Below are 20,466 nucleotides of genomic sequence, written 5' to 3' on the forward strand. Positions count from 1 at the left end.
CCGCAGCCGTAGCGTCCGTTATGTGGTGACATGGTGTAGTTACTCATAGTCTGTGCGTGTAAGGGACTCTTCGGGCGGGAGGGTGCCGACATGCGACGCCGTACGGTCCTCGCGCTGGGAGTCCTGGCCCTGGCGGGCGCATGCGGCGTCCAGGCACCCACGCGCCGCGGGGAGCTCTCCCTGACGGTCCCGGGCCCGCCCGGCGGGTGCGGGGAGGGCGTCGCCGCCGGATTCAAGTCCCTCGTGGAAGGGCGTGGCTGGGCCCGGGCCGTACGGATCAGGCGGGAGGCCGGCGACGGCGGGACGGCTCTCGCCGACCTGAACCGGCCGGGGGCCGGCCTGGTGGTCGCCGACTCCGCGCTGATCGCCGCCTGCGCGCTGGCCCGCGACCCCCTCCTCGTGGCCCGGGCCGTCCCGCTCGCGCGGCTGGCGGGGGAGTGGGAGGTGCTGGTCGCCTCGCCCGACTCGGGCTATCGCACGTTCGACCAGTTCGCCGCCGCGCTGCTGCGCGACCCCGGAGCGCACCGGGTCGCGGGCGGCGCCGACCGCGGCCCGGAACACCTGCTGCTCGGCATGACCGCCCGGGGCCTGGGAGCCGACCCCCGCCTGCTCGACTATGTCGCGTTCGGCACCAGGGCGCAGGCCGTCGCCGCGGTCCTCGACGGGCGGCTCGCGCTCGGGTTCGGCAGCAGGCGCGAGGTCGCCCCCCACGTGCGCGCCGGACGGCTGCGGCCGCTCGCCGTCTCCTCCGCCGAGCGGCTTTCCGGGGTGGACGCGCCGACGCTGTCGGAGTCGGGCGTGCGCGTCGTGTTCGCCGACTGGACGGGGCTGATCGCCCCGCGCGGCACACCCGAACCGGACGCCCTGCTCGACCTGTGCCGGGCCGTCGCCGACACGCCGGGCTGGCGGAGCCTGTGCGACCGCAACGACTGGACGCCGATGTGGCTCGACGGCGACGACTTCCGCCAATGGCTCGTCGGCGAGGCACGCCGTACGGCTCTGCTCCTCAATGATCTCGGACTCCGGTGAAAAACACAACTTGTGGGGGCGCTTGCGGGAAGGGCCACTAGATGTAGGATCCATCGCGTTGCTGGTTCACCTTGGTGAGGCAAGAGGGAACCCGGTGGAAACCCGGGACTGCCCCGCAGCGGTGAGCGGGAACGACCGCCGTCGGCACAGCACGGTGCTGTGTCTTCAAGCACTGGGCGCGAGCGCGCCCGGGAAGCGACGGCCAGTAGGACCGGCAGGGCGCGAGCCCGGCCGGGCGCCCGCGAGTCCGAAGACCTGCCAGCGACGCGTGCGCATGGGCGCGCGCTCCGCGCCGGGCCCCGAGGGCGGGCTCGCCGCATCGTCACGGCACGGTTCCCTCTCGTGCGCGTGCGCCGCGGCATGCCTCCCTCCGGTCCGGCCGGGACACGAGACGACGAGGAGAGGGCATCTGATGACGATCACCGCACCCGCCGTACGGCAGGCATCGGCCGGCCCTGACGGCGGGTGGGACGCGGCGAAGGTCTGGCAGGCCATCGAGGCGGCGGCGGCCGGGGTCATCGCCGACCCGGAGAACTCGCGCCGGGCCGCCAGGCTGCTGACCGGGCTGATCGCGGAGGAGACGGCGGCCGAGGGGGTGCGCACGTTCTCCGAGTCGGTCGCCGCCGCCCACGCCGCCGGGCTGCTGGGCGACGCCGTCGCCGCGTTCGTGGCCGGCGAGGCCGAGGCGCTCGACGCGCTGATCGACCCCGCGGCCGACGACCGGTTCGAATACTTCGGGCTGCGCACCGTCTACGACCGCTACCTGCTGCGCCACCCCGTCACCCGGCGCGTGGTCGAACGCCCGCAGCACTTCCTGCTGCGGGTCGCCTGCGGGCTGTCGGCCACGGTGGCGGAGGCGGCCGAGCTGTACGGCCTGATGTCCACGCTGGCCTACCTGCCCAGCTCGCCGACGCTGTTCAACTCGGGCGCGCGCCGCCCGCAGCTGTCGTCGTGCTTCCTGCTCGACTCGCCACGGGACGAGCTGGAGAGCATCTACGAGCGGTATGGCCAGGTGGCGCGGCTGTCGAAGTACTCCGGCGGCATCGGCGTCGCCTGGACACGGGTGCGCTCGCGCGGCTCGCTGATCCGGGGCACCAACGGCCTGTCCAACGGCATCGTGCCCTGGCTGCGCACCCTCGACGCGTCCGTGGCGGCCGTCAACCAGGGCGGCCGGCGCAAGGGCGCGGCCTGCGTCTACCTGGAGACCTGGCACGCCGACATCGAGGAGTTCCTGGAGCTTCGCGACAACACGGGCGAGGAGTCGCGCCGCGCGCACAACCTCAATCTGGCCAACTGGGTGCCCGACGAGTTCATGCGCCGGGTCGAGACGGACGGCACGTGGTCGCTGTTCGACCCCAAGGAGGCCCCCGAGCTGACCGACCTGTGGGGCGAGGCGTTCGACGCCCGCTATCGCGAGCTGGAGGCCGCCGGGCGCTACGTCAAGCAGGTGCCGGCCCGCGCCCTCTACGCCCGGATGATGCGCACGCTCGCCCAGACCGGCAACGGCTGGATGACGTTCAAGGACGCCTCCAACCGCGCCTCCAACCAGACCGCCAGGCCCGGCAACGTCATCCACCTGTCCAACCTGTGCACCGAGATCCTGGAGGTCACCAGCGACGGCGAGACCGCCGTCTGCAACCTCGGCTCGGTCAACCTCGCCGCGCACCTGACCCCCGGGGGCGACGCCGTCGACTTCGGCAGGCTCCGCGCCACCGTCCGCACCGCCGTACGGTTCCTGGACCGGACGATCGACCTCGGCTTCTATCCGACGCCCGAGGCCGAGGCGGCCAACCGCAAGTGGCGTCCGGTCGGCCTCGGCGTGATGGGCCTCGCCGACGTCTTCTTCGCGCTGCGCCTGCCGTTCGACTCGCCGGAGGCGCTCGCGCTGTCGACCCGCATCGCCGAGGAGATCGCGCTCGCGGCGTACGGCACCTCGGCCGGCCTGGCCGCGGAACGCGGACGCCAGCCGGCGTACGAGGAGACCCGGGCGGCGGACGGTGTGCTGCACCTCGACCACTATCCGTGCACCCCGGCCCACCCCGAGGAGTGGGCCGCGCTGCGGGCCAGGATCGCGGAGACCGGGCTGCGCAACTCCCTGCTGATCGCGATCGCGCCGACGGCCACGATCGCCTCGATCGCGGGCTGTTACGAGTGCGTCGAGCCGCAGGTGTCCAACGTCTTCAAGCGGGAGACGCTGTCGGGGGAGTTCCTCCAGGTCAACCGCTATCTCGTGCGGGATCTCCAGGCGCTTGGCCTGTGGACGCGGTCGATGCGCGACGCGATCAAGCTCAACGACGGCTCGATCCAGGACATCGCCGCCATCCCGGGCGAGCTCAAGACGCTCTATCGCACCGCCTGGGAGCTGCCCCAGAAGGCGCTCATCGACCTGGCCGCCGCGCGGCAGCCGTACGTCGACCAGTCGCAGTCGCTCAACCTCTTCATGGCCGCCCCCACCATCGGCAAGCTCTCGTCGATGTACGCCTACGCCTGGCGGTCGGGCCTGAAGACCACCTATTACCTGCGCTCCCGCCCGGCGACGAGGATCGCCCAGACGACCGTCCCCGCGGTCGCGCCGGTGGAGGCCGTCGCCTGTTCGCTTGAAAACCGCTCCCTTGAGAACCCGGAGATCTGCGAGGCATGCCAATGAGAACGATGCTGCTCGACCCCGGTATGGACCTGACCCTGCGCCCGATGCGCTACCCCGGGTTCTACGAGAGGTATCGCGCGGCGATCAGGAACACCTGGACGGTCGAGGAGGTCGATCTCGCCTCCGACCTGGCCGACCTCGCGACCCTCGACGAGGGGGAGCGCCACCTGATCAACCGGCTCGTGGCGTTCTTCGCGACCGGCGACTCGATCGTGGCCAACAACCTGGTGCTGAACCTCTACCAGCACGTCAACGCCCCAGAGGCGCGGCTGTACCTCAGCAGGCAGCTCTTCGAGGAGGCGGTGCACGTCCAGTTCTACCTGACCCTGCTCGACACCTACCTGCCCGACCACGACGAGCGGGCCAAGGCGTTCGCCGCCGTCGAGCACATCCCGTCGATCCGCGACAAGGCCGAGTTCTGCTTCCGCTGGATCGACTCGATCAGCGAGCTGAACCGGCTGGAGACCCGGGAGGACCGGCGGGCCTTCCTGCTCAACGTGATCTGCTTCGCCGCCTGCATCGAGGGACTGTTCTTCTACGGCGCCTTCGCGTACGTCTACTGGTTCCGCTCGCGGGGGCTGCTCGGCGGTCTCGCGACCGGCACCAACTGGGTGTTCCGCGACGAGTCGATGCACATGGAGTTCGCCTTCGAGGTGGTGGACACCGTACGCCGCGAGGAGCCGGACCTGTTCGACGACGAGCTGGCGGCCCAGGTGGCGCGGATGATGGAGGAGGCGGTCGCCGCCGAGCTCGCCTTCGCCCGCGACCTGTGCGGCGACGGGCACGGCGTCATGAGCGCCGGCAACATGCGGCGTTACCTGGAGTACGTGGCCGACCGCAGGCTCACCCGGCTCGGCCTGCCCGTGCGGTACGGCACGGACAACCCCTTCCCGTTCATGGAGTTCCAGGACGTGCAGGAGCTGGCGAACTTCTTCGAGCGCCGCGTCTCGGCCTACCAGGTGGCCGTCGAAGGCGACGTCAGCTTCGACGAGGCCTTCTGATCTGTCGGTTTTCGGCGCTCCCATAAAGGGCAAAGGGAACGCCATGACGACGAGAGGGGGCGCCGTCACAACGGCAGCGTGGAACTGGGCGACCTTGGCGATCACCGTGGCCGCCGCGATCGTCGCGGTGGAACTGGTGCGCCGGGTGCTGAAGTCGCGGCTGATAGGGGAGCGGTGGGCGCTCGCCGGGCCGTTCGTGCGCAGGTGCACCTGGCCGGGCTTCGCCGCGGCCTTGGCGGGCACCGTCAAGGCGGCCTACGACCCCGGCATGCCCGGATCGGACTCCCACGGCTTCCAGCGGGTGCTCTCGCTGCTGCTGATCGCGTGCGTGACCTGGCTGCTGATCCAGGCGGCGTACGCGGTGACCGACGTCGTCCTCGACCGGCTCATCCGGGTCGAGGGCGCGCGCAACCGCCGCGCCCGGCGCATCCGCACCCAGATCGGACTGGTGCGCCGGGTGTCGGCGGCGGTCGTGGTGGTGCTCGCGCTGGGGGCGATGCTGTTCACCTTCCCGCAGGTGCGGGCGCTCGGCGCGGGACTGCTCGCCTCCGCGGGGATCGCGGGCGTGGTGGGCGGCATCGCGGCCCAGTCCACCCTCGGCAACATGCTCGCCGGGCTGCAACTGGCCTTCAGCGACGCGCTGCGGCTCGACGACGTGATCGTGGTGGAGGACGAGTGGGGCCGCATCGAGGAGCTGACCCTCACCTACGTGGCGCTGCGCCTGTGGGACGAGCGGCGGCTCATCCTGCCCGTGTCCTACTTCACCGGCAACCCCTTCGAGAACTGGACGCGCCACGAGAGCCGCATCCTCGGCAGCGTGTACCTCCGGGTGGACTGGTCGATCCCCGTCGAGGAGGTGCGCACCGAGCTCTACCGCGCGCTGCGCGAGAACCCGCTGTGGGACCAGAAGGACTGGACGCTCCAGGTCACCGACGTCACCCAGGAGGGGCTGGTCGAGCTGCGCGCCCTGATGAGCGCGGCCGACTCCGCGAGCGCCTTCGACCTGCGCTGCGACATCCGCGAGCACCTGGTGAAGTTCGTCCGCGAGAAGTACCCCGAGAGCCTCCCGCGCCTGCGCGTCGACACCGCCGCACGCTGACCCGTCTCATCGGCCCTCTCCTCGGACCGGGCCCTGAGAGCGGTGACGGTGTCAGGGGGCGTTGGACGGCCGCAAGAGCCTGCTCGCACCGGCGATGAGCGCGGTGGCGAGGATCCAGCCCGCCGCGATCAGGCCGTTCGCCGGCCACTGGGTCCATCCGGCCGGCTCCCAGGCGCCGCGCTGCTCGAACACGCTCACCGGCACGAGCAGGTCGAGCGTGTAGACGAAGGCGTTGAAATGGCGCGTCTCGTCCAGGCCGATCTGGTGCGGCGGCCACCGCGTGAAGATTGCCGTGCCCGTCGCGAGGAGCAGCGCGGCCCACAGCCCGGCGAGCCAGGGCCGGTATCCGTACCCGACGAGCCCGTCGAGCAGCCGGCCCCACAGCCGCCCGGGCAGCCGCAGCGTCCGCCGCCGCGCCCGCTGCCTGGCCAGCAGCACCCGGCGCGCGTCCGGCTCGTGGCCGATGCGCCGGCAGTAGGCGGCGAGCTGCTCGTACGGCTGGGGGCGGTAGCCTCCGGGGTCGCGCCGCAGCCAGGAGAGCCGGTCGGCCAGGGTCGCCGGGCCGCGCAGCGACTCGTACGTGAGCCCTTCGAGCCGCACGTGGCCCGGGTAGCTGTCCGGACGGTCGAACAGCACACCGAAGCGGGAGTAGCCCAGGTTGACCTCGCCCTCGATCGACTCGGGCAGCAGGATGAGCTCGTCCGCCTGCATGTGGCTCAGGTGCAGCGCCCGTCCGGAGGCCCGCAGCACCGCCCCGTGGAACGACAGGACCCCGCCGATGCGCGCGCCGCGCAGCCGTACGGTGCCGTGGGCGGTGAAGCCCGCGCCGAGTTCGGCCGCGGCGGCCTCCAGGTGGTCGGCGTGCACGGCGGGGACGCCGTCCGCGGTGACGACCGCGCCCTGGAGGTAGAGGCCGCTGGAGAAGCGGGCGCCGATCAGCCGCAGCCCGCCCGTGGCCCGCATGTCCCGTAAGAAGGCGCTGCCGTCCACGACCAGCCCGCCGGCCCACAGCGCGACCGACTCCCAGGGGCGCGGCTCCTCCGATCCCTCCGGCCCGCTCCAGCGGGCCTGTTCCAGGAGGGACGACGCAGGCGCGTCACGGTAGGGATCCTCGCCGGGTGTGCCCACCCGGGTGCCGGAGAGCCGGAGCTGCCCGGTCACGTGGGCGTTGTCCAGGCGCACCCCCGCGCGTACGGCCGATCCGTCCAGGTCGAGCAGCCCGTCGATCGTGGCCCGGCCGGCCCGGAAGCGGAAGATGTCGCAGCGCCGCAGCCGTACGCCCCTGGTCCTGGCGTCGTTGAACGAGACCGTCCCGGCGATGTGACAGTCGAGCAGGTGGATCTTCGCATCGATCGTGGCGTCGGAGAGGTTGAGATCGCCGATGATCCGGGCTCCGGCGAGCCGGACGCCCGGCACCCGCGCCGATGCGCCGGCGCCCCGGTCGAGCACCAGGGCGGAGATCACCTCCGCCCTGACCACCCGGGAGCGGCCCCATTCGCCGCCCGAGGAGGGGTCCGTCTCCCGGCCGTGGCGCAGGTCGACCCAGTCGCCGGTGGGGTAGGCGTCCCAGAGCCGCCGCTCGGCGGGGGTGAGCCGGCGGAAAGGGGGGCGCGATCTTCCCATGGGCCGACGATAGCGCCGATCTTCCAAGGAGCCCTTGGGGGAGCAGGCGTCGGCAGTCCGGTGTCAGGCGCCGCAGTCGCAGCCGCAGCCGTCCCCGCAGCAGCAACCGTCCCCGCAGCAGCCGTCGCCCGAGCAGCAGTCGGAGCACGACGAGCAGCAGTCGGCGCAGTCACAGCAGTCCGAGCAGTCGGGGCAGTCGCAACTGTCGCAGCAGCACCGCTCGTTCCACGGCGCGTCGCGATGTTCGCTCCAGGGCGGGCGGTAGAGCCCGCAGGTCAGGAAGACCCCCACCCCGGCCAACGCCGTCAGCGCGATCCCCGGACGGTTGCCGGGACCCCTGGGGGAGCCGCCGGGCGGGGCGTCGGGCGGGGCGTCGGGCGGGGCGTCGGGCGGCGTGGGGGAGGCGTCCCCGTCCGGCGTGCGGTGCACCGCGCAGGCGGCGCCGTGGGCACGCGTCCCGAACGCCCGGTCGACGGCACGGCGGGTCTCGTCGCACAGCAGCGCCTCGACCAGGTGCCGCTCCTCCAGGTCGAGGTCGCGTACGGCCAGGCGCAGCCCGTGCAGCGCCTCCTCGCACACGCGCCGGGCCTCGGCGGGCGAGGCGCCGGTCGCGTCCAGCGGGTTGTACGCCCCGCGGGCCCGGTCCTCGGCGAGGTCCTCGACCGCGTCGATCAGGTGCGCGATCCGGCCGAAGAAACGGCCGGTCTCACGCAGGCTCTCGGCGTTGCCCGGCCGGTCGGCGAGCACGGCGGTGTGCGCGAAGGCCGCGGCCACGGCGGTCTCGGTGGGCTCGGTGACGTCGAGCAGGCCGCGCCCGGAAGACGACTCCAGCAGCGCCTGGCGGGCGGAGACCTCGGTCAGGACGGCCGTGTCGAAGCCGATCGACTCCGCGCCGCGCCGGGCGGCCGAGGCCCAGGCGGCGGCCATGGCGCGCAGGGGGACTCCGGCCACGCGCCGGGCCGCGATCCCGTCGCCGTCGGTCGCGTGGTCGCGGATCTTGCCCGAGGCGAGGGCCAGCGAGACCACGGCGGCCAGGCGGGCGCCCCGGTCGTCCGACGGCACCACCTCCGCCCGCTGGAAGCCGCGCAGCGCGCAGGGCCCGGCGGTCCGCCGGTTCGGCCCGCCCTCCTGTGACCGGTCCCGCGAGTGTGCCCGCGTCTGGGCCTCGGTCAGGACGGACAGGATGAGGCCGTCGTAGTTGGTCGCCATGCGGGCCGGCTGCCCGTGCCGGTCCCGCAATGTCAGGCAGAGCCCGCACAGGTGCGCGCGCCAGGCCGCGTGGACGGACGGGCAGGAGTGGCGGGCACACGGCCGGAGGATCCCGAACACCGAGAGACTCCTTGGGGGGTCATGCGTACGGGATCGTCCCGCTGCGCGGCGATTATGCCATCGGGCGCCGGGACCCTGCTGCCGCTGTGGGACGGACGAATCGGACAATCGAGAGATGGAAGTTACCGACGGGTTCGACCTGCGCCTCGACGAGCACGTCGCCACCCTCACCCTCGACCGGCCTGCCAAGCGCAACGCCGTGACCGCCGCCATGTGGCGGGCGCTGCCGGGCATCCTCGCGGACCTCGCCGCCGATCCGAAGGTGCGCGTCCTCGTCCTCACCGGAGCGGGCGGAACTTTCTGTTCCGGTGCCGATATTTCGGAAATTCATGAGCTTGGCGATAACGAGGATGACACCGGTCTCACCGTTGTCGCAGAGCACGCACTCATGACCTTTCCGAAACCCGTGATCGCGATGATCGAGGGATACTGCGTCGGCGGCGGATGCCAGCTCGCGCTCGCCTGTGATCTGCGCGTCGCGGCGGCCGGGGCCCGCTTCGGCGTCACCCCGGCCAAGCTCGGGATCGTCTATCCGCTCAGGTCCACGCGGCGGCTCGCGGAGATCGCCGGACCCGCCACCGCGAAGCTCCTGCTCTTCTCGGCGGAGCTCATCGATGCAGATCACGCCTTGCGCACCGGCCTCGTCGACGAGGTCTGCCACCCGGAGGACCTCCGCGGGCGCGTGTACGGCCTGGCGGCCACGATGGCCGGCCGGTCCCGGCTGACGCTGGCGGCGGCCAAGCAGATCATCGACGGCCGGGCCGGGGAGGCCGAGGTGCGCGCCTGGCAGCGGGAGGCCAGGGAGAGCGGCGAATTGGCCGAAGGTGTCCGGGCATATCGGGAGGGGCGTTCCCCTGGATTCTCTTGGGATGCAAAATAGGCATAAACGGGACTCGCAGTGGTAATGACCCTGTGAGGTGTGAGATGTCGCAGAATCTATTCGCCAGGTTCGCCCGCTGGCTGGGACTTGACAGGAATCCGCTTCGGCGCCGGTGCGACCGGGTCGAAGCGGTGGTTCGGCTTGTCGCGGTGCTGGGAATCGTGGCCGCGATCGTGTTCGGCGTGATGCTGGGCATGCGCGAGTACGGCAACGGCCTGAAGACGGAGGCCGAGCAGGCGCGCACGCGGCATCAGGTCGTCGCCACGCTGACGGGCAACGTGGCGACGCCCCGGCTGTCGGTGGCCGGAGCGGCGGTCGGGCATGCCCAGGCCACCTGGGTGGCCCCCGACGGCACGGTGAGAGCCGGTGTCATCGAGGTCTCGCCCAACAGGAACGCGGGAGAGACCGTGCGCATCTGGACCGACGACAAAGGCGTGATCACGCCACGGCCGCAGGACCGGGAGACCACGGTGGTCGCCGCGCTGACCGTCGGCACGGGCGTCCCGCTGGCCGCGACCGCGATCCTCGCGCTGCTGGTGACCTGCACTCGCCTGGTCAACCAGCGCAGGGCCCGCCGGGCGTGGGAGGCCCAGTGGACCGTGGTCGAGCCCATGTGGCGGATCAACGGCCGCTGACCGGGCCCACGCCACAGCGTCCACGACCGACGTAACGCATCGTGACGCCGGCAGGCCGACATGACCGGGCGACGTGCATGCCGGCCGGCTCTTCGGCCGCCTCGACGCCCCCTCACGCCTTGACCAAGCCCTGCGCCGAGCCCTGGAGTTCGACGGCCTGTTGCCTCGGCAGGGTGAAAATTTCAGCGGCACGGCATGCCGCGACCGCCGGTCATCCCCGGACACCAGACGGACCATCGTCGGCTACGCCCGGACGCGGTGCCGCCAACGTACAGTGACGGATAACGTCCAGATCACCAAATATGGCCTATGTGATTGAACGCCGAAACGAGATCGTTTCACTGCGTGCGTGACTGTCCGCCTGTACGCCATCGAAGGGCCGTGTCACATGTCTGTGGCTGACCTGTCAGACGCCAAGCGAGAACTGCTCCGACGCAGATTGCGGGCCCGCTCCGCACGCGACTCCATTCCCCGCCGCCCGGAGGGCGTCGAACCCCCGATGTCCCCGGCCCAGGAGCCGCTGTGGTTCATGGAGCAGTTCACGCCGGGCACCACCACCTACACCCTCGTGCTCGCCGTGCGTTTGCGTGAGCCGCTGGACGAGGACCGGCTGGCCCGCGCGCTCGCCGAGCTGCCGCGCCGGCACGAGGGCCTGCGCCAGCGGTTCCCGGCGACCGAGGAGGGCACGCCCGCCGTCCACGTCGTGGACACGGCGGAGGTGCCGCTGAACCGCACCACCGCGGCCACGGACGACGAGGCGATCGCGCTCATCGGCGCCGAGACCGCCATCCCGCTGGACCTCGCCCGGGGCCCGCTGCTCAAGTGCGTCGTCGTCAGCAAGGCCGAGGACGAGCACATCGTCGCCCTGCTGGTGCACCACATCGTGGCCGACGGGCAGTCGCTGCACCTGCTCATGCGCGACCTGCTCGCGCTCTGGCACGGTGAGGAGCCGCCCGAGCCCGCCGTACGCTTCGGCGACGTCGCCGTGTGGCAGCGTGAGCGGTCCGTGGGCCGCGAGCTGGACTACTGGCGCGGGGAGCTGGCCGGGCTGCCGCGCCTCGAACTCCTCACGGACCGGCCCCGCCCGGCGCTGCAGACACTCGACGGCGCGACCCACGTGCGCTCCCTCCCGCCGGACCTGATGGACGGCGTCGCCGCGCTGAGCCGCGACCACGGCGCGAGCACGTTCATGACCCTGCTGGCCGCCTATCACGTCCTGCTCTCCCGGCTGACCGGCCAGGACGACTTCGCCGTCGGTGTGCCGGTGGCCGGGCGGAGCAGACCCGAGTTCGAGGACGTCGTGGGCATGTTCGTCAACGTGCTGGCGATCCGGGCCCGGCTGGACGGCGAGCCGACGTTCGCCGAGCTGCTCGCCCGCACGAGGAGCACGGTCCTCGCCGCGCTCGATCACGAGGAGCTCCCCTTCGCCCAGCTCGTCGAGGCCCTCGGCGTGCCGCGGGACACCAGCAGGCCGCCCCTGATCGACACGATCTGCTCGATGAACGAGTTCTCCCCCGGCGACGGCATCGAGGTTTTCCCGCTGGCCCCCGCGTCGGCCAGGCACGACGTGGAGCTGTACGTCGTGCCCACCGACGACGGAGGCCTGAACTGCGCGTTCACCTATCGGCCCGAGCTGTTCCGCGAGGACACCGTCGCCCGGATGGCCGGGCAGCTCGAAGACCTGCTGCGGGCGATCGTGCGCGACCCGCACGTCCCGATCAGCCGGCTGCCGCTGACGGGCGACGACGCCCTGATCGCCGGCTGGAACGCGACCGGCGCGGACTACCCGGACACGGCCACCCTGCACGGCCTGATCGAGGAGCAGGCCGCCCGCACGCCCGAGGCCGTCGCGGTGACCTTCGCCGGGCGGTCGTGGACCTACCGGCAGCTCGACGAGCGGGCCAACCGGATCGCGCACCGCCTCGCAGGGCTCGGCGTGCAGCCGGGCGGCCTGGTCGCGGTCTGCGCCGAACGCTCGCTCGACCTGGTCGCGGCACTGCTCGGCGTGCTCAAGACCGGCGCGGCGTACGTGCCGCTCGACCCCGGTTATCCGGCCGACCGGCTGGCGTTCATGCTGGCGGACTCGGGCGCGCCGGTCGTGCTGACCCAGCAGGACCTGGCGGAGCGGCTGGCCACCGGCGGCGCCGTCATCCTGCCGCTCGACCTGGACGCCGTGTGGGACGGGCTGCCGGCGACCCCGCCCGAGGCGAGGGGCGGGCCCGGCACGGCCGCCTACATGATCTACACCTCCGGCTCCACCGGCCGGCCGAAGGGCGTGCCCAACAGCCACCGCGGCATCGTCAACCGGCTCGACTGGATGCAGAAACGCTTCCGGCTCACCGATGCCGACGTGGTTTTGCAGAAGACCCCGGCCGGGTTCGACGTCTCGGTGTGGGAGTTCTTCTGGCCGCTGCTCACCGGCGCGCGGCTCGTGCTGGCCGAGCCCGGAGGCCACCGCGACCCGGCCTACCTGCGTGACCTGATCAACGCCGAGCGGGTGACCGTCCTGCACTTCGTGCCGTCCATGCTCGGCGCGTTCCTCTCCGAAGAGGGCGTGGAGACCTGCACCTCGCCGCGCGTCATCGTGTGCAGCGGGGAGGAGCTGCCCGTCGACCTGGCCGAGCGCTGCCTGCGCACCCTCCCGGCCGAGCTGCACAACCTGTACGGCCCTACCGAGGCGGCCGTCGACGTCTCCGCCTGGCAGTGCACGCTGCCCGCGCTGGCGGGCCGGGTGCGGGTGCCGATCGGCTCGCCCATCCAGAACATCACGCTGCACGTGCTCGACCGCCACGGCGAGCCCGTGCCCGTGGGGGTGCCCGGCGAGCTGTACATCGGCGGCGTGGGCGTCGCGCTCGGCTACCACGCCCGCCCGGAGCTGACCGCCGAGCGGTTCGCCGGAGGCCGCTATCGCACCGGCGACGCGGCCCGCCGGCTGCCGGACGGCACGATCGAGTTCCTGGGCCGCCTCGACGGCCAGGTCAAGCTGCGCGGCCTGCGCATCGAGCTCGGCGAGATCGAGGCCGTGCTCCGCGAGAAGGCCGGGGTGCGGGACGCCGCGGTGATCGTACGCGAGGACGTGCCCGGCGACCCCCGGCTGGTCGCCTACCTCACGGGCGACGACGTGCCCGAGCCGGCCCAGGTGCGCGCGGCGATCAGGGGCACGCTGCCGGAATACATGCTGCCGTCGATGTTCGTGGTGCTCGACGCCCTTCCGCTCACGCCGAACGGCAAGCTCGACCGGGCCGCCCTGCCCGTGCCGCAGGCGCAGGCCGACGTGCCGTACGCCGAGCCGGAGACCGAGACCGAGCGGGCCGTCGCGGCCGTCTGGGCCGAGGTGCTGGCGGCCGAGCGGATCGGGGCCGACGACGACTTCTTCGATCTCGGCGGCCACTCGCTGCTCGCCGTCCAGGTCGTCGCGAAGCTCCGCAGGGCGCTGCCCGCCGGATCGGCGCAGGTCGGGCTGGTGGACGTCTTCACCTACCGGACCGTGCGCGAGCTGGCGGCCTACGCCGGATCCGGCGAGGACCGCCCGCGCCCGCTGCTCCAGCGGCTCACCCCGGCGCGTACGGCGAGCGTCACCTACGTGTGCGTGCCGTACGGGTCGGGCAGCGCCGTGGTCTACCAGCCGCTGGCCGACGCCCTGCCGGCAGACCAGGCGCTGTACGCGCTCGCGATCCCGGGCCACGACGTGGGCCTGGACGAGGAGCCGATGGCGTTCGACGAGCTGGCCGCCCGCGCCACGGAGGAGATCCTCGCCATCGACGGTCCCCTGGTGATCTACGGCCACTGCGGGGTCGGCGCCGCGCTCGCGGTCGAGCTGGCCACCCGGGTCGAGGCGGCGGGCCGTGCGGTGGACGCCGTCTACGTCGGGGCGATCTTCCCGTTCGCCCGGCCGCGCGGGGTCATGCGGGCACTGTCGAGAATCGGGGAGTTCGACCGCCTTCGCAGCAGTCAGACCGACATCAACCGCCTCAAGGCCCGCGGGGTGGACCTTGAGGAGCTCGATCCCGGCGTGGCCGACCGCATCATCCGCACGATGCGCCACGACTCGAAGGCCGCGGAGAAATACTTCACCGGGCTGTTCGACGCGCCGGACCGGCCACGGTTACGTGCGCCGATCATCTCGGTGGTCGGCGAGCGCGACCCCGCCACCGAGTTCTACACCGAGCGCTACCGCGAGTGGGGCTTCCTCACCGACGTCACGGCGCTCGTCGTCCTTGACGAGGGCGGCCACTACTTCCTGCGCTACCGGGCGGAGGAACTGGCCGCCGCCCTGCGCACCCACACCCACATGGAGGTCTCCGACCGCTCGGGCGACCCCTCGTGGTGGGTGCACGCGGTGTCGCACGGGCCCGACGAGCACGGGTCCGACGAGCACGGCTCCGGCACGCCCGGGTCCGACAAGCAGGGCGTGCGGCCCAGCATGGGCCGCTTCCTCACGATGTCCGCCGGGCAGCAGCTCTCGATGATCGGCTCAGCCCTCACCGGGTGGGCCCTGCCGCTGACCGTCCTCATGGACTCCGGTTCGATCGGGCAGTTCTCCACGCTGGCCGTGCTCAACCTGGCCGGGCTGCTGATCTCCCCGCTGGCCGGGGCGATCGTCGACCGGGCCGACCGGCGGCGCGTGATGCTGTGGGCCGACTGCGCCTCGGCCGGGATCCAGGGCGTGCTGGCCCTGCTGCTCCTCTTCGGCGACATCCGGATCTGGCAGATCTATCTGCTGATCGTCGCCCTGTCGACGGCGACGAGCTTCCAGCGGCTGGCCTACCAGTCGGCGGTGCCGCAGCTCGTCCCGAAGCACTATCTCGGCCATGCCATCGGCGTCACCCAGATGACCAACGGCGTCGCGCAGCTCGTCGTCCCCCTCGTCGCGGCAGGGCTGCTGGCCTGGATCGGGCTCGGCGGCATCGTGGCGATCGACGTGGCGAGTTACGCGTTCGCCATCGTCACGGTGCTGCTGGTCCGCTTCCCCGACACGCTGCCCTGGCGGCCGCGCGAGCCGCTGAGCACGGAGATCGCCAAGGGCTTCACGTACACGTGGCACGACCGGGGCCTGCGCTCGACGCTGGTGTTCTTCGCCGTGCTCAACGTGTTCCTGTCGCCGCTGCTCCTGCTGGTCTCGCCGCTGGTGCTCTCCTTCGCCACGCTCAAGGACGTCAGCGTGATCTCGCTGGTGTCGGGGCTCGGCGTCCTGCTCGGCGGGCTGACCATGTCGCTGTGGGGCGGCCCGCGCCGCGGGCGGTTCCGCGGTGTGCTGGCCTTCGCCGTGGCCATCGCGGCGGGCGCCGTCGTCACCGGCCTCGCCCCCTCGCTCGTCGTGGTCGGCGTCGGGGCGTTCGCGCTGTCCTACTTCCTCACGCTGATGAACGGCATCTACGTCACGATCGTGCAGATCAAGGTGCCCGCGCGGTTCCACGGGCGGGTCTTCGCGCTCAACACGTTGGTCGCCTGGTCGACGCTCCCCATCGGCATCGGCCTGGTCGCCCCGCTCGGCACCGCGCTGTTCGACCCGCTGCTGGCCCCGGGTGGGGCGCTCGCCTCGACCGTGGGCGCCCTGATCGGGGTGGGCCCCGGCCGTGGGATCGCCTTCCTCTATCTGGTGTGCGCGCTGGGCATGATCCTCGTGGCGGCCGGCGCCCTGCGGGTGAGGCGGCTTGCCCGCCTCGACACCGAGATGCCGGACGCGCTGCCCGACGACCTCGTCGGCGTCGAGGCCATCCGGAGTCGCGCCGCCTCGAACTAGAGGCGCCGGGTCAGCGCGCCGAGGTTGGCCTCGACCCAGCGGAGCCGGGCGAGCGTGCCGGTGGGCTCGTCTCGCCCGGCTCCGCCGAGGAAGGCCAGATAGCCGCGCACCCAGCCGCCGAAGACCCAGGGCTCCGCCGGGATGTCGCCGCCGGCTTTGCGATAGCCGCTCACGGCGGCGTCGAACCGGTCGAAATCGACGCTCCCGTCGAGGCGGGCCGCCCAGTCGAGGGCCACGCCCGCGGCCTCCTGCTCCGCGACGTACGGACCGGCGGTGTCCCAGTCGATGATCGCCAGGCTGCCGTCGAACCGGAGCAGGGCGTTCTTCGGGTGCAGGTCGCCGTGCGACATGGTCAGGGTGCCCACACCGGCCGGTCGCGCGGTCGCGGCTTCGAGGCCGGACAGCCCCCACGCCGGATCCCCGGCCGGGTGGCCGGCGGGGTGGCCGGCGGGGCCGGAGAGGTCCGCCCGCGGTGGTTCCTGAGGAGCGCCGGCACGACCGGCCGCGTGGACGGCGGCCACCAGCTCGCCCATCGCGGCCGACAGCTCGGCGCTGAGATCGCCGAGGGCGGGCGCCTTCCCGTCGAGCCAGCGATGCACCCGGACCGAGCCGTCCCCGATCGGGACGACGTACGCCCCTGTCGCGGGCGACGGGACCGGCTCGGGCACGGGGACGCCCGCCCGCCAGGCCGCGACCTCGATCTCCACGGCGGGCGCGGCCGACGGCGGCAGCCGCTTCACGGCGTACGCGCCGGTGATCGTGTCGAGCCGCCACACCTCGTTGTGGTAGTAGCCGGCCACCCGCAGTCCGCGGGTCACCGCCAGGCCGAGGCCGAACGCATCACAGACCACGCCGATATCGAGATCCATCCCCGCATTCTGCCCCGCTCGGGGCTCAGCGGTCGACGATCTCGTTCTTCCCGATCACGACCACACCGCTGCGGGTCACCGCGAAGCGCTGGCGGTCATACTCGAGGTCGAAGCCGATCCGGGCGCCGTCGGGGATGACCACGTTCTTGTCGATGATGGCCTTGCGGACGATCGCACCCCTGCCGATCTTGACCGAGCCCATCAGCACCGAGTCCTCGACGTGCGAGTGGGAGTGCAGCACCACGCCGGGGGACAGGATCGAGCGCACCGCAGTGCCGCCCGACACGATCACCCCGGGCGACACGAGCGACTCCAGCGCGTGCCCCACCCGGTCGCCCTCGTTGTGCACGAACTTCGCCGGCGGCAGCGGATCGTTGCCGGTGTAGATCGGCCACCGGTCGTTGTAGAGGTTGAAGACCGGCTGCACCGAGATGAGGTCCATGTTGGCCTCGTAGTAGGCGTCGAGCGTCCCCACGTCGCGCCAGTAGCCGCGGTCGCGCTGGGTCGAGCCGGGCACCACGTTGTCCGCGAAGTCGTACACCTCGGCGCCGCCGCTCTTGACGAACATCGGGATGATGTCGCCGCCGAGGTCGTGCCTGCTGCTGGGGTCGAGGGCGTCCTCGCGCAGGGCCTCGATGAGGGCCTGGGTCTTGAAGACGTAGTTGCCCATCGAGGCGAAGATCTGGTCGGGCGCGTCGGGCAGGCCGACGGCGTCCTTCGGCTTCTCGCGGAACGCGACGATCCGGCGGCCGGAGGGGTCGGCCTCGATGACCCCGAACTGGTCGGCCAGTTCGAGGGGCTGACGGATCGCGGCGACGGTCACGTCCGCGCCCGAGTCGATGTGCTGGTCGACCATCTGACGGGGATCCATCCGATAGATGTGGTCCGCGCCGAAGACGATCACGTGATCGGGCATCTCGTCGTAGATCAGGTTCAGGTTCTGGAACAGCGCGTCGGCCGATCCGGCGAACCAGCGCGGCCCGAGCCGCTGCTGCGCCGGCACGGGGGTCACGTAGTTGCCGAGCATCGACGACAGCCGCCACGTCCGGGAGATGTGCCGGTCCAGGCTGTGGTTCTTGTACTGCGTCAGCACCACGATCTGCCAGTAGTGCGCGTTCGCCAGATTCGACAGCACGAAGTCGATGAGCCGGTAGATGCCGCCGAAGGGCACGGCGGGCTTGGCCCGGTCCGCGGTCAGCGGCATGAGCCGCTTGCCCTCTCCACCCGCGAGCACGATCGCCAGGACCTTCATAGGCAGGACCTTAACCCGCGAAATGGCTAACAAACACCAGTTACACCGGCAAACAGCGCGGATCGGGACTCTAAGCTCACTCGTATGCGTGTCGATCTGCTGAGCCGCGAGTATCCGCCCGAGGTGTACGGCGGCGCCGGAGTCCATGTCGAATACCTCGCGCGGGAGCTTCGCGGGCTGGCCGACGTGCGCGTCCGCTGCTTCGGCGCGCCGCGCGAGGAGCCCGGCGTGCGGGCCTACCCCGTCCCCGGGGGACTGTCCGGCGCGAACGCCGCCCTCCAGGTGCTCGGGGTCGACGTCGAGATGGCGGCCGGGTGCGAGGGCGCGGACGTCGTGCACAGCCACACCTGGTATGCCAACTTCGCCGGGCACGTCGCCAAGTTGCTGTACGGCGTGCCGCACGTGATGACCACGCACAGCCTGGAGCCGCTGCGCCCGTGGAAGGCCGAGCAGCTCGGCGGCGGCTACACGCTCTCGTCGTGGGCGGAGCGGACCGCGCTCCACGCGGCCGACGCGATCATCGCGGTCTCCGAGGGCATGCGCCGGGACGTGCTAACGGCATATCCCGAAATATCGCCCGATCGGGTGCGGGTGATCCACAACGGCATCGACACCGAGGAGTACGCGCCGTCCCGGGGCACGGAGGCCCTGGTGAAGCACGGCATCGACCCGGCCGTGCCGTACGTCGTCTTCGTGGGGCGGATCACCCGGCAGAAGGGCCTGGTACACCTGCTGCACGCGGCCCGGTCGTTCGACCCGGCGGCGCAGCTCGTGCTGTGCGCGGGCGCGCCCGACACGCCGGAGATCGCCGAGGAGGTCACGGCGCTCGTGCGCGAGCTGTCGGCCTCCCGCAAGGGCGTGGTGTGGATCTCCGAGATGCTGCCCAGGCCCGAGGTGATCCAGATCCTCACGCACGCCACCGTGTTCGTGTGCCCGTCGGTGTACGAGCCGATGGGCATCGTGAACCTGGAGGCGATGGCGTGCGAGACCGCCGTCGTGGCGACCGCGACCGGAGGGATCCCCGAGGTCGTCGCCGACGGTGAGACGGGCCTGCTCGTCCCGATCGACCAGGGCGCGGACGGCGAGCCGCACGACCCGGAGGCGTTCGCCGCGGCGCTGGCCGAGCGGGTCGACGCGGTGCTCGGCGATCCGCGCCTGGCCGCCGCGATGGGCGAGGCCGGGCGCGTGCGCGCCATCGAGCACTTCTCCTGGCGGCGGATCGCCGAGCGCACCCACGAGCTCTACGCGTCGCTCACCCGGCCGAGCTCGGGATGATCATGGTGACGCCCGGATGCGCGCCCGGCCGGGTCAGCGCGTCCGGCGCGTCGTCCAGGCCGACGGTGCGGGTGACCAGCAGATCGGGGTGGAGCACGCCCGCCGCGATCAGCTCCAGCATCGGGGGATAGGCGTGCGCGGCCATGCCGTGGCTACCCACGATCTCCAGCTCGTGCGCGATGACCCGGCCCATCGGCAGGGACGTCTCCCCGGGCAGCAGGCCCACCTGCACGTGGCGGCCCCGCCTGCGCAGGCCGCCGATCGACGCGGCGCAGGTGGCGGGGGCGCCAAGCGCGTCGACGGAGACGTCGGCGCCGCCGCCCCCGGTGGCCGCCCTGACCCGCGCGCCGGTCTCCTCGGGACCGTCGCCCTCGCCCGCCAGGACGCACTCGGCCGCGCCGAACCGCCGGGCCAGGTCGAGCGCGCCGGGCGACACGTCCACCGCGACGACCCGCGCCCCCACGGCGGCGCCGATCATCACGGCCGACAGGCCGACCCCGCCGCAGCCGTGCACGGCGAGCCACTGGCCCGCCCGCACCCGCCCCTGCTCGACGACCGCGCGGAACGCGGTGGCGAAGCGGCAGCCCAGGCTCGCCGCCGTCGTGAACGCCATGCCGTCCGGCAGCCGCACGAGGTTCACGTCGGCGTGGTCGATCGCCACCAGCTCGGCGAACGACCCCCAATGGGTGAAGCCGGGCTGCGTCTGGCGCTCGCACACCTGCTGGTTGCCGGTCGTGCACTCGCGGCAGCTCCCGCAGGCGCAGATGAACGGCACCATCACCCGGTCGCCCGGCCGCCAGTCGCGCACCCCCGGGCCGGCCGAGTCGACCACACCCGCCAGCTCGTGCCCCGGCACGTGGGGAAGCACGGCGATGTCCGCGTCGTGGCCCATCCACCCGTGCCAGTCGCTGCGGCACGCCCCGGTCGCCTCGACCCTGATCACGACGCCGTCCGGCGGCGCCACCGGGTCCGCCACCTCGCGCACCTCGGCCCGCCCGCCGAACTCCTCGTACACAACCGCGCGCATGTCCACGCTCCTTTCCCAGGCCGTACGCTAATCGGGTGATTGCGATCGATCGGGTGC

Annotated in this window: 13 protein-coding genes and 1 riboswitch; of the genes, 8 read left to right on the forward strand and 5 right to left on the reverse strand. The window is 72.3% G+C overall.

Going from position 1 to position 20,466, the window contains the following annotated elements; translation table 11 throughout:
* Positions 1-90 precede the first annotated feature (90 nt).
* The 4 genes from FLX08_RS04990 (at position 91) to FLX08_RS05005 (ending at position 5,776) form a co-directional block, all read left to right on the forward strand.
* On the forward strand, positions 91-1,029 hold the full coding sequence (locus tag FLX08_RS04990) for a Bug family tripartite tricarboxylate transporter substrate binding protein (protein ID WP_142616998.1): 939 nt from the start codon (positions 91-93) through the stop codon (positions 1,027-1,029).
* 45 nt (positions 1,030-1,074) lie between these two features.
* Positions 1,075-1,306: riboswitch (cobalamin riboswitch) on the forward strand.
* Positions 1,307-1,441: 135 nt separating this feature from the next.
* A complete protein-coding gene (locus tag FLX08_RS04995; RefSeq protein WP_142616999.1) occupies positions 1,442-3,676 on the forward strand; it encodes a ribonucleoside-diphosphate reductase subunit alpha in 2,235 nt (744 codons plus the stop codon).
* The gene (locus FLX08_RS05000; protein ID WP_244312422.1) at positions 3,673-4,677 is read left to right on the forward strand and encodes a ribonucleotide-diphosphate reductase subunit beta; all 1,005 of its coding nucleotides are present in this window, start codon (positions 3,673-3,675) and stop codon (positions 4,675-4,677) included. Before FLX08_RS04995 ends, FLX08_RS05000 begins: the two co-directional genes overlap by 4 nt.
* A 43-nt stretch (positions 4,678-4,720) precedes the next feature.
* Positions 4,721-5,776, forward strand: coding sequence for a mechanosensitive ion channel family protein (locus FLX08_RS05005; protein WP_142617000.1), 1,056 nt, complete (start codon positions 4,721-4,723; stop codon positions 5,774-5,776).
* Between the two features lie 51 nt (positions 5,777-5,827).
* On the opposite strand, the gene FLX08_RS05010 is transcribed toward FLX08_RS05005, so the two are convergent.
* Both FLX08_RS05010 and FLX08_RS05015 read right to left on the reverse strand, forming a co-directional pair.
* Positions 5,828-7,399 carry an oxidoreductase gene (locus FLX08_RS05010; RefSeq protein ID WP_142617001.1) on the reverse strand — a complete coding sequence of 524 codons (1,572 nt, stop codon included), beginning with the start codon at positions 7,397-7,399 and terminating at the stop codon, positions 5,828-5,830.
* A 63-nt stretch (positions 7,400-7,462) separates the two neighbouring features.
* Entirely contained in the window at positions 7,463-8,728 is a 1,266-nt protein-coding gene (locus tag FLX08_RS05015; RefSeq protein WP_142617002.1) for a DUF5685 family protein, read from the reverse strand.
* A 115-nt stretch (positions 8,729-8,843) separates the two neighbouring features.
* Here FLX08_RS05015 and FLX08_RS05020 point away from each other — a divergent pair, with 115 nt between their 5' ends.
* The 3 genes from FLX08_RS05020 to FLX08_RS05030 all read left to right on the forward strand — a co-directional run bounded on the left by FLX08_RS05020 (position 8,844) and on the right by FLX08_RS05030 (position 15,986).
* Positions 8,844-9,608 carry an enoyl-CoA hydratase/isomerase family protein gene (locus FLX08_RS05020; RefSeq protein ID WP_142617003.1) on the forward strand — a complete coding sequence of 255 codons (765 nt, stop codon included), beginning with the start codon at positions 8,844-8,846 and terminating at the stop codon, positions 9,606-9,608.
* 44 nt (positions 9,609-9,652) lie between these two features.
* Positions 9,653-10,243 carry an Rv1733c family protein gene (locus FLX08_RS05025; RefSeq protein ID WP_425280613.1) on the forward strand — a complete coding sequence of 197 codons (591 nt, stop codon included), beginning with the start codon at positions 9,653-9,655 and terminating at the stop codon, positions 10,241-10,243.
* Between the two features lie 388 nt (positions 10,244-10,631).
* The gene (locus tag FLX08_RS05030; RefSeq protein WP_142617005.1) at positions 10,632-15,986 is read left to right on the forward strand and encodes a non-ribosomal peptide synthetase/MFS transporter; all 5,355 of its coding nucleotides are present in this window, start codon (positions 10,632-10,634) and stop codon (positions 15,984-15,986) included.
* Here FLX08_RS05030 and FLX08_RS05035 read toward each other — a convergent pair.
* Together FLX08_RS05035 and glgC are read right to left on the reverse strand one after the other, a co-directional pair.
* Positions 15,983-16,855, reverse strand: coding sequence for a phosphotransferase (locus tag FLX08_RS05035; protein ID WP_142617006.1), 873 nt, complete (start codon positions 16,853-16,855; stop codon positions 15,983-15,985). The two genes, FLX08_RS05030 and FLX08_RS05035, sit on opposite strands and share 4 nt — an antisense overlap.
* Positions 16,856-16,880: 25 nt before the next feature.
* Positions 16,881-18,254, reverse strand: coding sequence for a glucose-1-phosphate adenylyltransferase (gene glgC / locus FLX08_RS05040; protein ID WP_280117085.1), 1,374 nt, complete (start codon positions 18,252-18,254; stop codon positions 16,881-16,883).
* Here glgC and glgA point away from each other — a divergent pair.
* Positions 18,192-19,382, forward strand: coding sequence for a glycogen synthase (gene glgA / locus FLX08_RS05045; RefSeq protein WP_142617007.1), 1,191 nt, complete (start codon positions 18,192-18,194; stop codon positions 19,380-19,382). The genes glgC and glgA overlap by 63 nt on opposite strands.
* Here the strand turns inward: glgA and FLX08_RS05050 are convergent.
* Positions 19,360-20,409 carry a zinc-dependent alcohol dehydrogenase family protein gene (locus FLX08_RS05050; RefSeq protein WP_142617008.1) on the reverse strand — a complete coding sequence of 350 codons (1,050 nt, stop codon included), beginning with the start codon at positions 20,407-20,409 and terminating at the stop codon, positions 19,360-19,362. The two genes, glgA and FLX08_RS05050, sit on opposite strands and share 23 nt — an antisense overlap.
* Positions 20,410-20,466: the final 57 nt, after the last annotated feature.

Origin of the sequence: Microbispora hainanensis, assembly GCF_006874475.1 — a bacterium.
GTDB lineage: Bacteria > Actinomycetota > Actinomycetes > Streptosporangiales > Streptosporangiaceae > Microbispora > Microbispora hainanensis.

Excerpts from the sequence above, each read along its gene's own strand:
- FLX08_RS04990 (WP_142616998.1), top strand. The coding sequence starts at position 91 with ATGCGACGCCGTACGGTCCTCGCGCTGGGAGTCCTGGCCCTGGCGGGC.
- FLX08_RS04995 (WP_142616999.1), top strand. The coding sequence starts at position 1,442 with ATGACGATCACCGCACCCGCCGTACGGCAGGCATCGGCCGGCCCTGAC.
- FLX08_RS05000 (WP_244312422.1), top strand. The coding sequence starts at position 3,673 with ATGAGAACGATGCTGCTCGACCCCGGTATGGACCTGACCCTGCGCCCG.
- FLX08_RS05005 (WP_142617000.1), top strand. The coding sequence starts at position 4,721 with ATGACGACGAGAGGGGGCGCCGTCACAACGGCAGCGTGGAACTGGGCG.
- FLX08_RS05010 (WP_142617001.1), bottom strand. The coding sequence starts at position 7,399 with ATGGGAAGATCGCGCCCCCCTTTCCGCCGGCTCACCCCCGCCGAGCGG.
- FLX08_RS05020 (WP_142617003.1), top strand. The coding sequence starts at position 8,844 with ATGGAAGTTACCGACGGGTTCGACCTGCGCCTCGACGAGCACGTCGCC.
- FLX08_RS05025 (WP_425280613.1), top strand. The coding sequence starts at position 9,653 with ATGTCGCAGAATCTATTCGCCAGGTTCGCCCGCTGGCTGGGACTTGAC.
- FLX08_RS05030 (WP_142617005.1), top strand. The coding sequence starts at position 10,632 with ATGTCTGTGGCTGACCTGTCAGACGCCAAGCGAGAACTGCTCCGACGC.
- FLX08_RS05035 (WP_142617006.1), bottom strand. The coding sequence starts at position 16,855 with ATGGATCTCGATATCGGCGTGGTCTGTGATGCGTTCGGCCTCGGCCTG.
- glgA (WP_142617007.1), top strand. The coding sequence starts at position 18,192 with ATGCGTGTCGATCTGCTGAGCCGCGAGTATCCGCCCGAGGTGTACGGC.
- glgC (WP_280117085.1), bottom strand. The coding sequence starts at position 18,254 with ATGGACTCCGGCGCCGCCGTACACCTCGGGCGGATACTCGCGGCTCAG.
- FLX08_RS05050 (WP_142617008.1), bottom strand. The coding sequence starts at position 20,409 with ATGCGCGCGGTTGTGTACGAGGAGTTCGGCGGGCGGGCCGAGGTGCGC.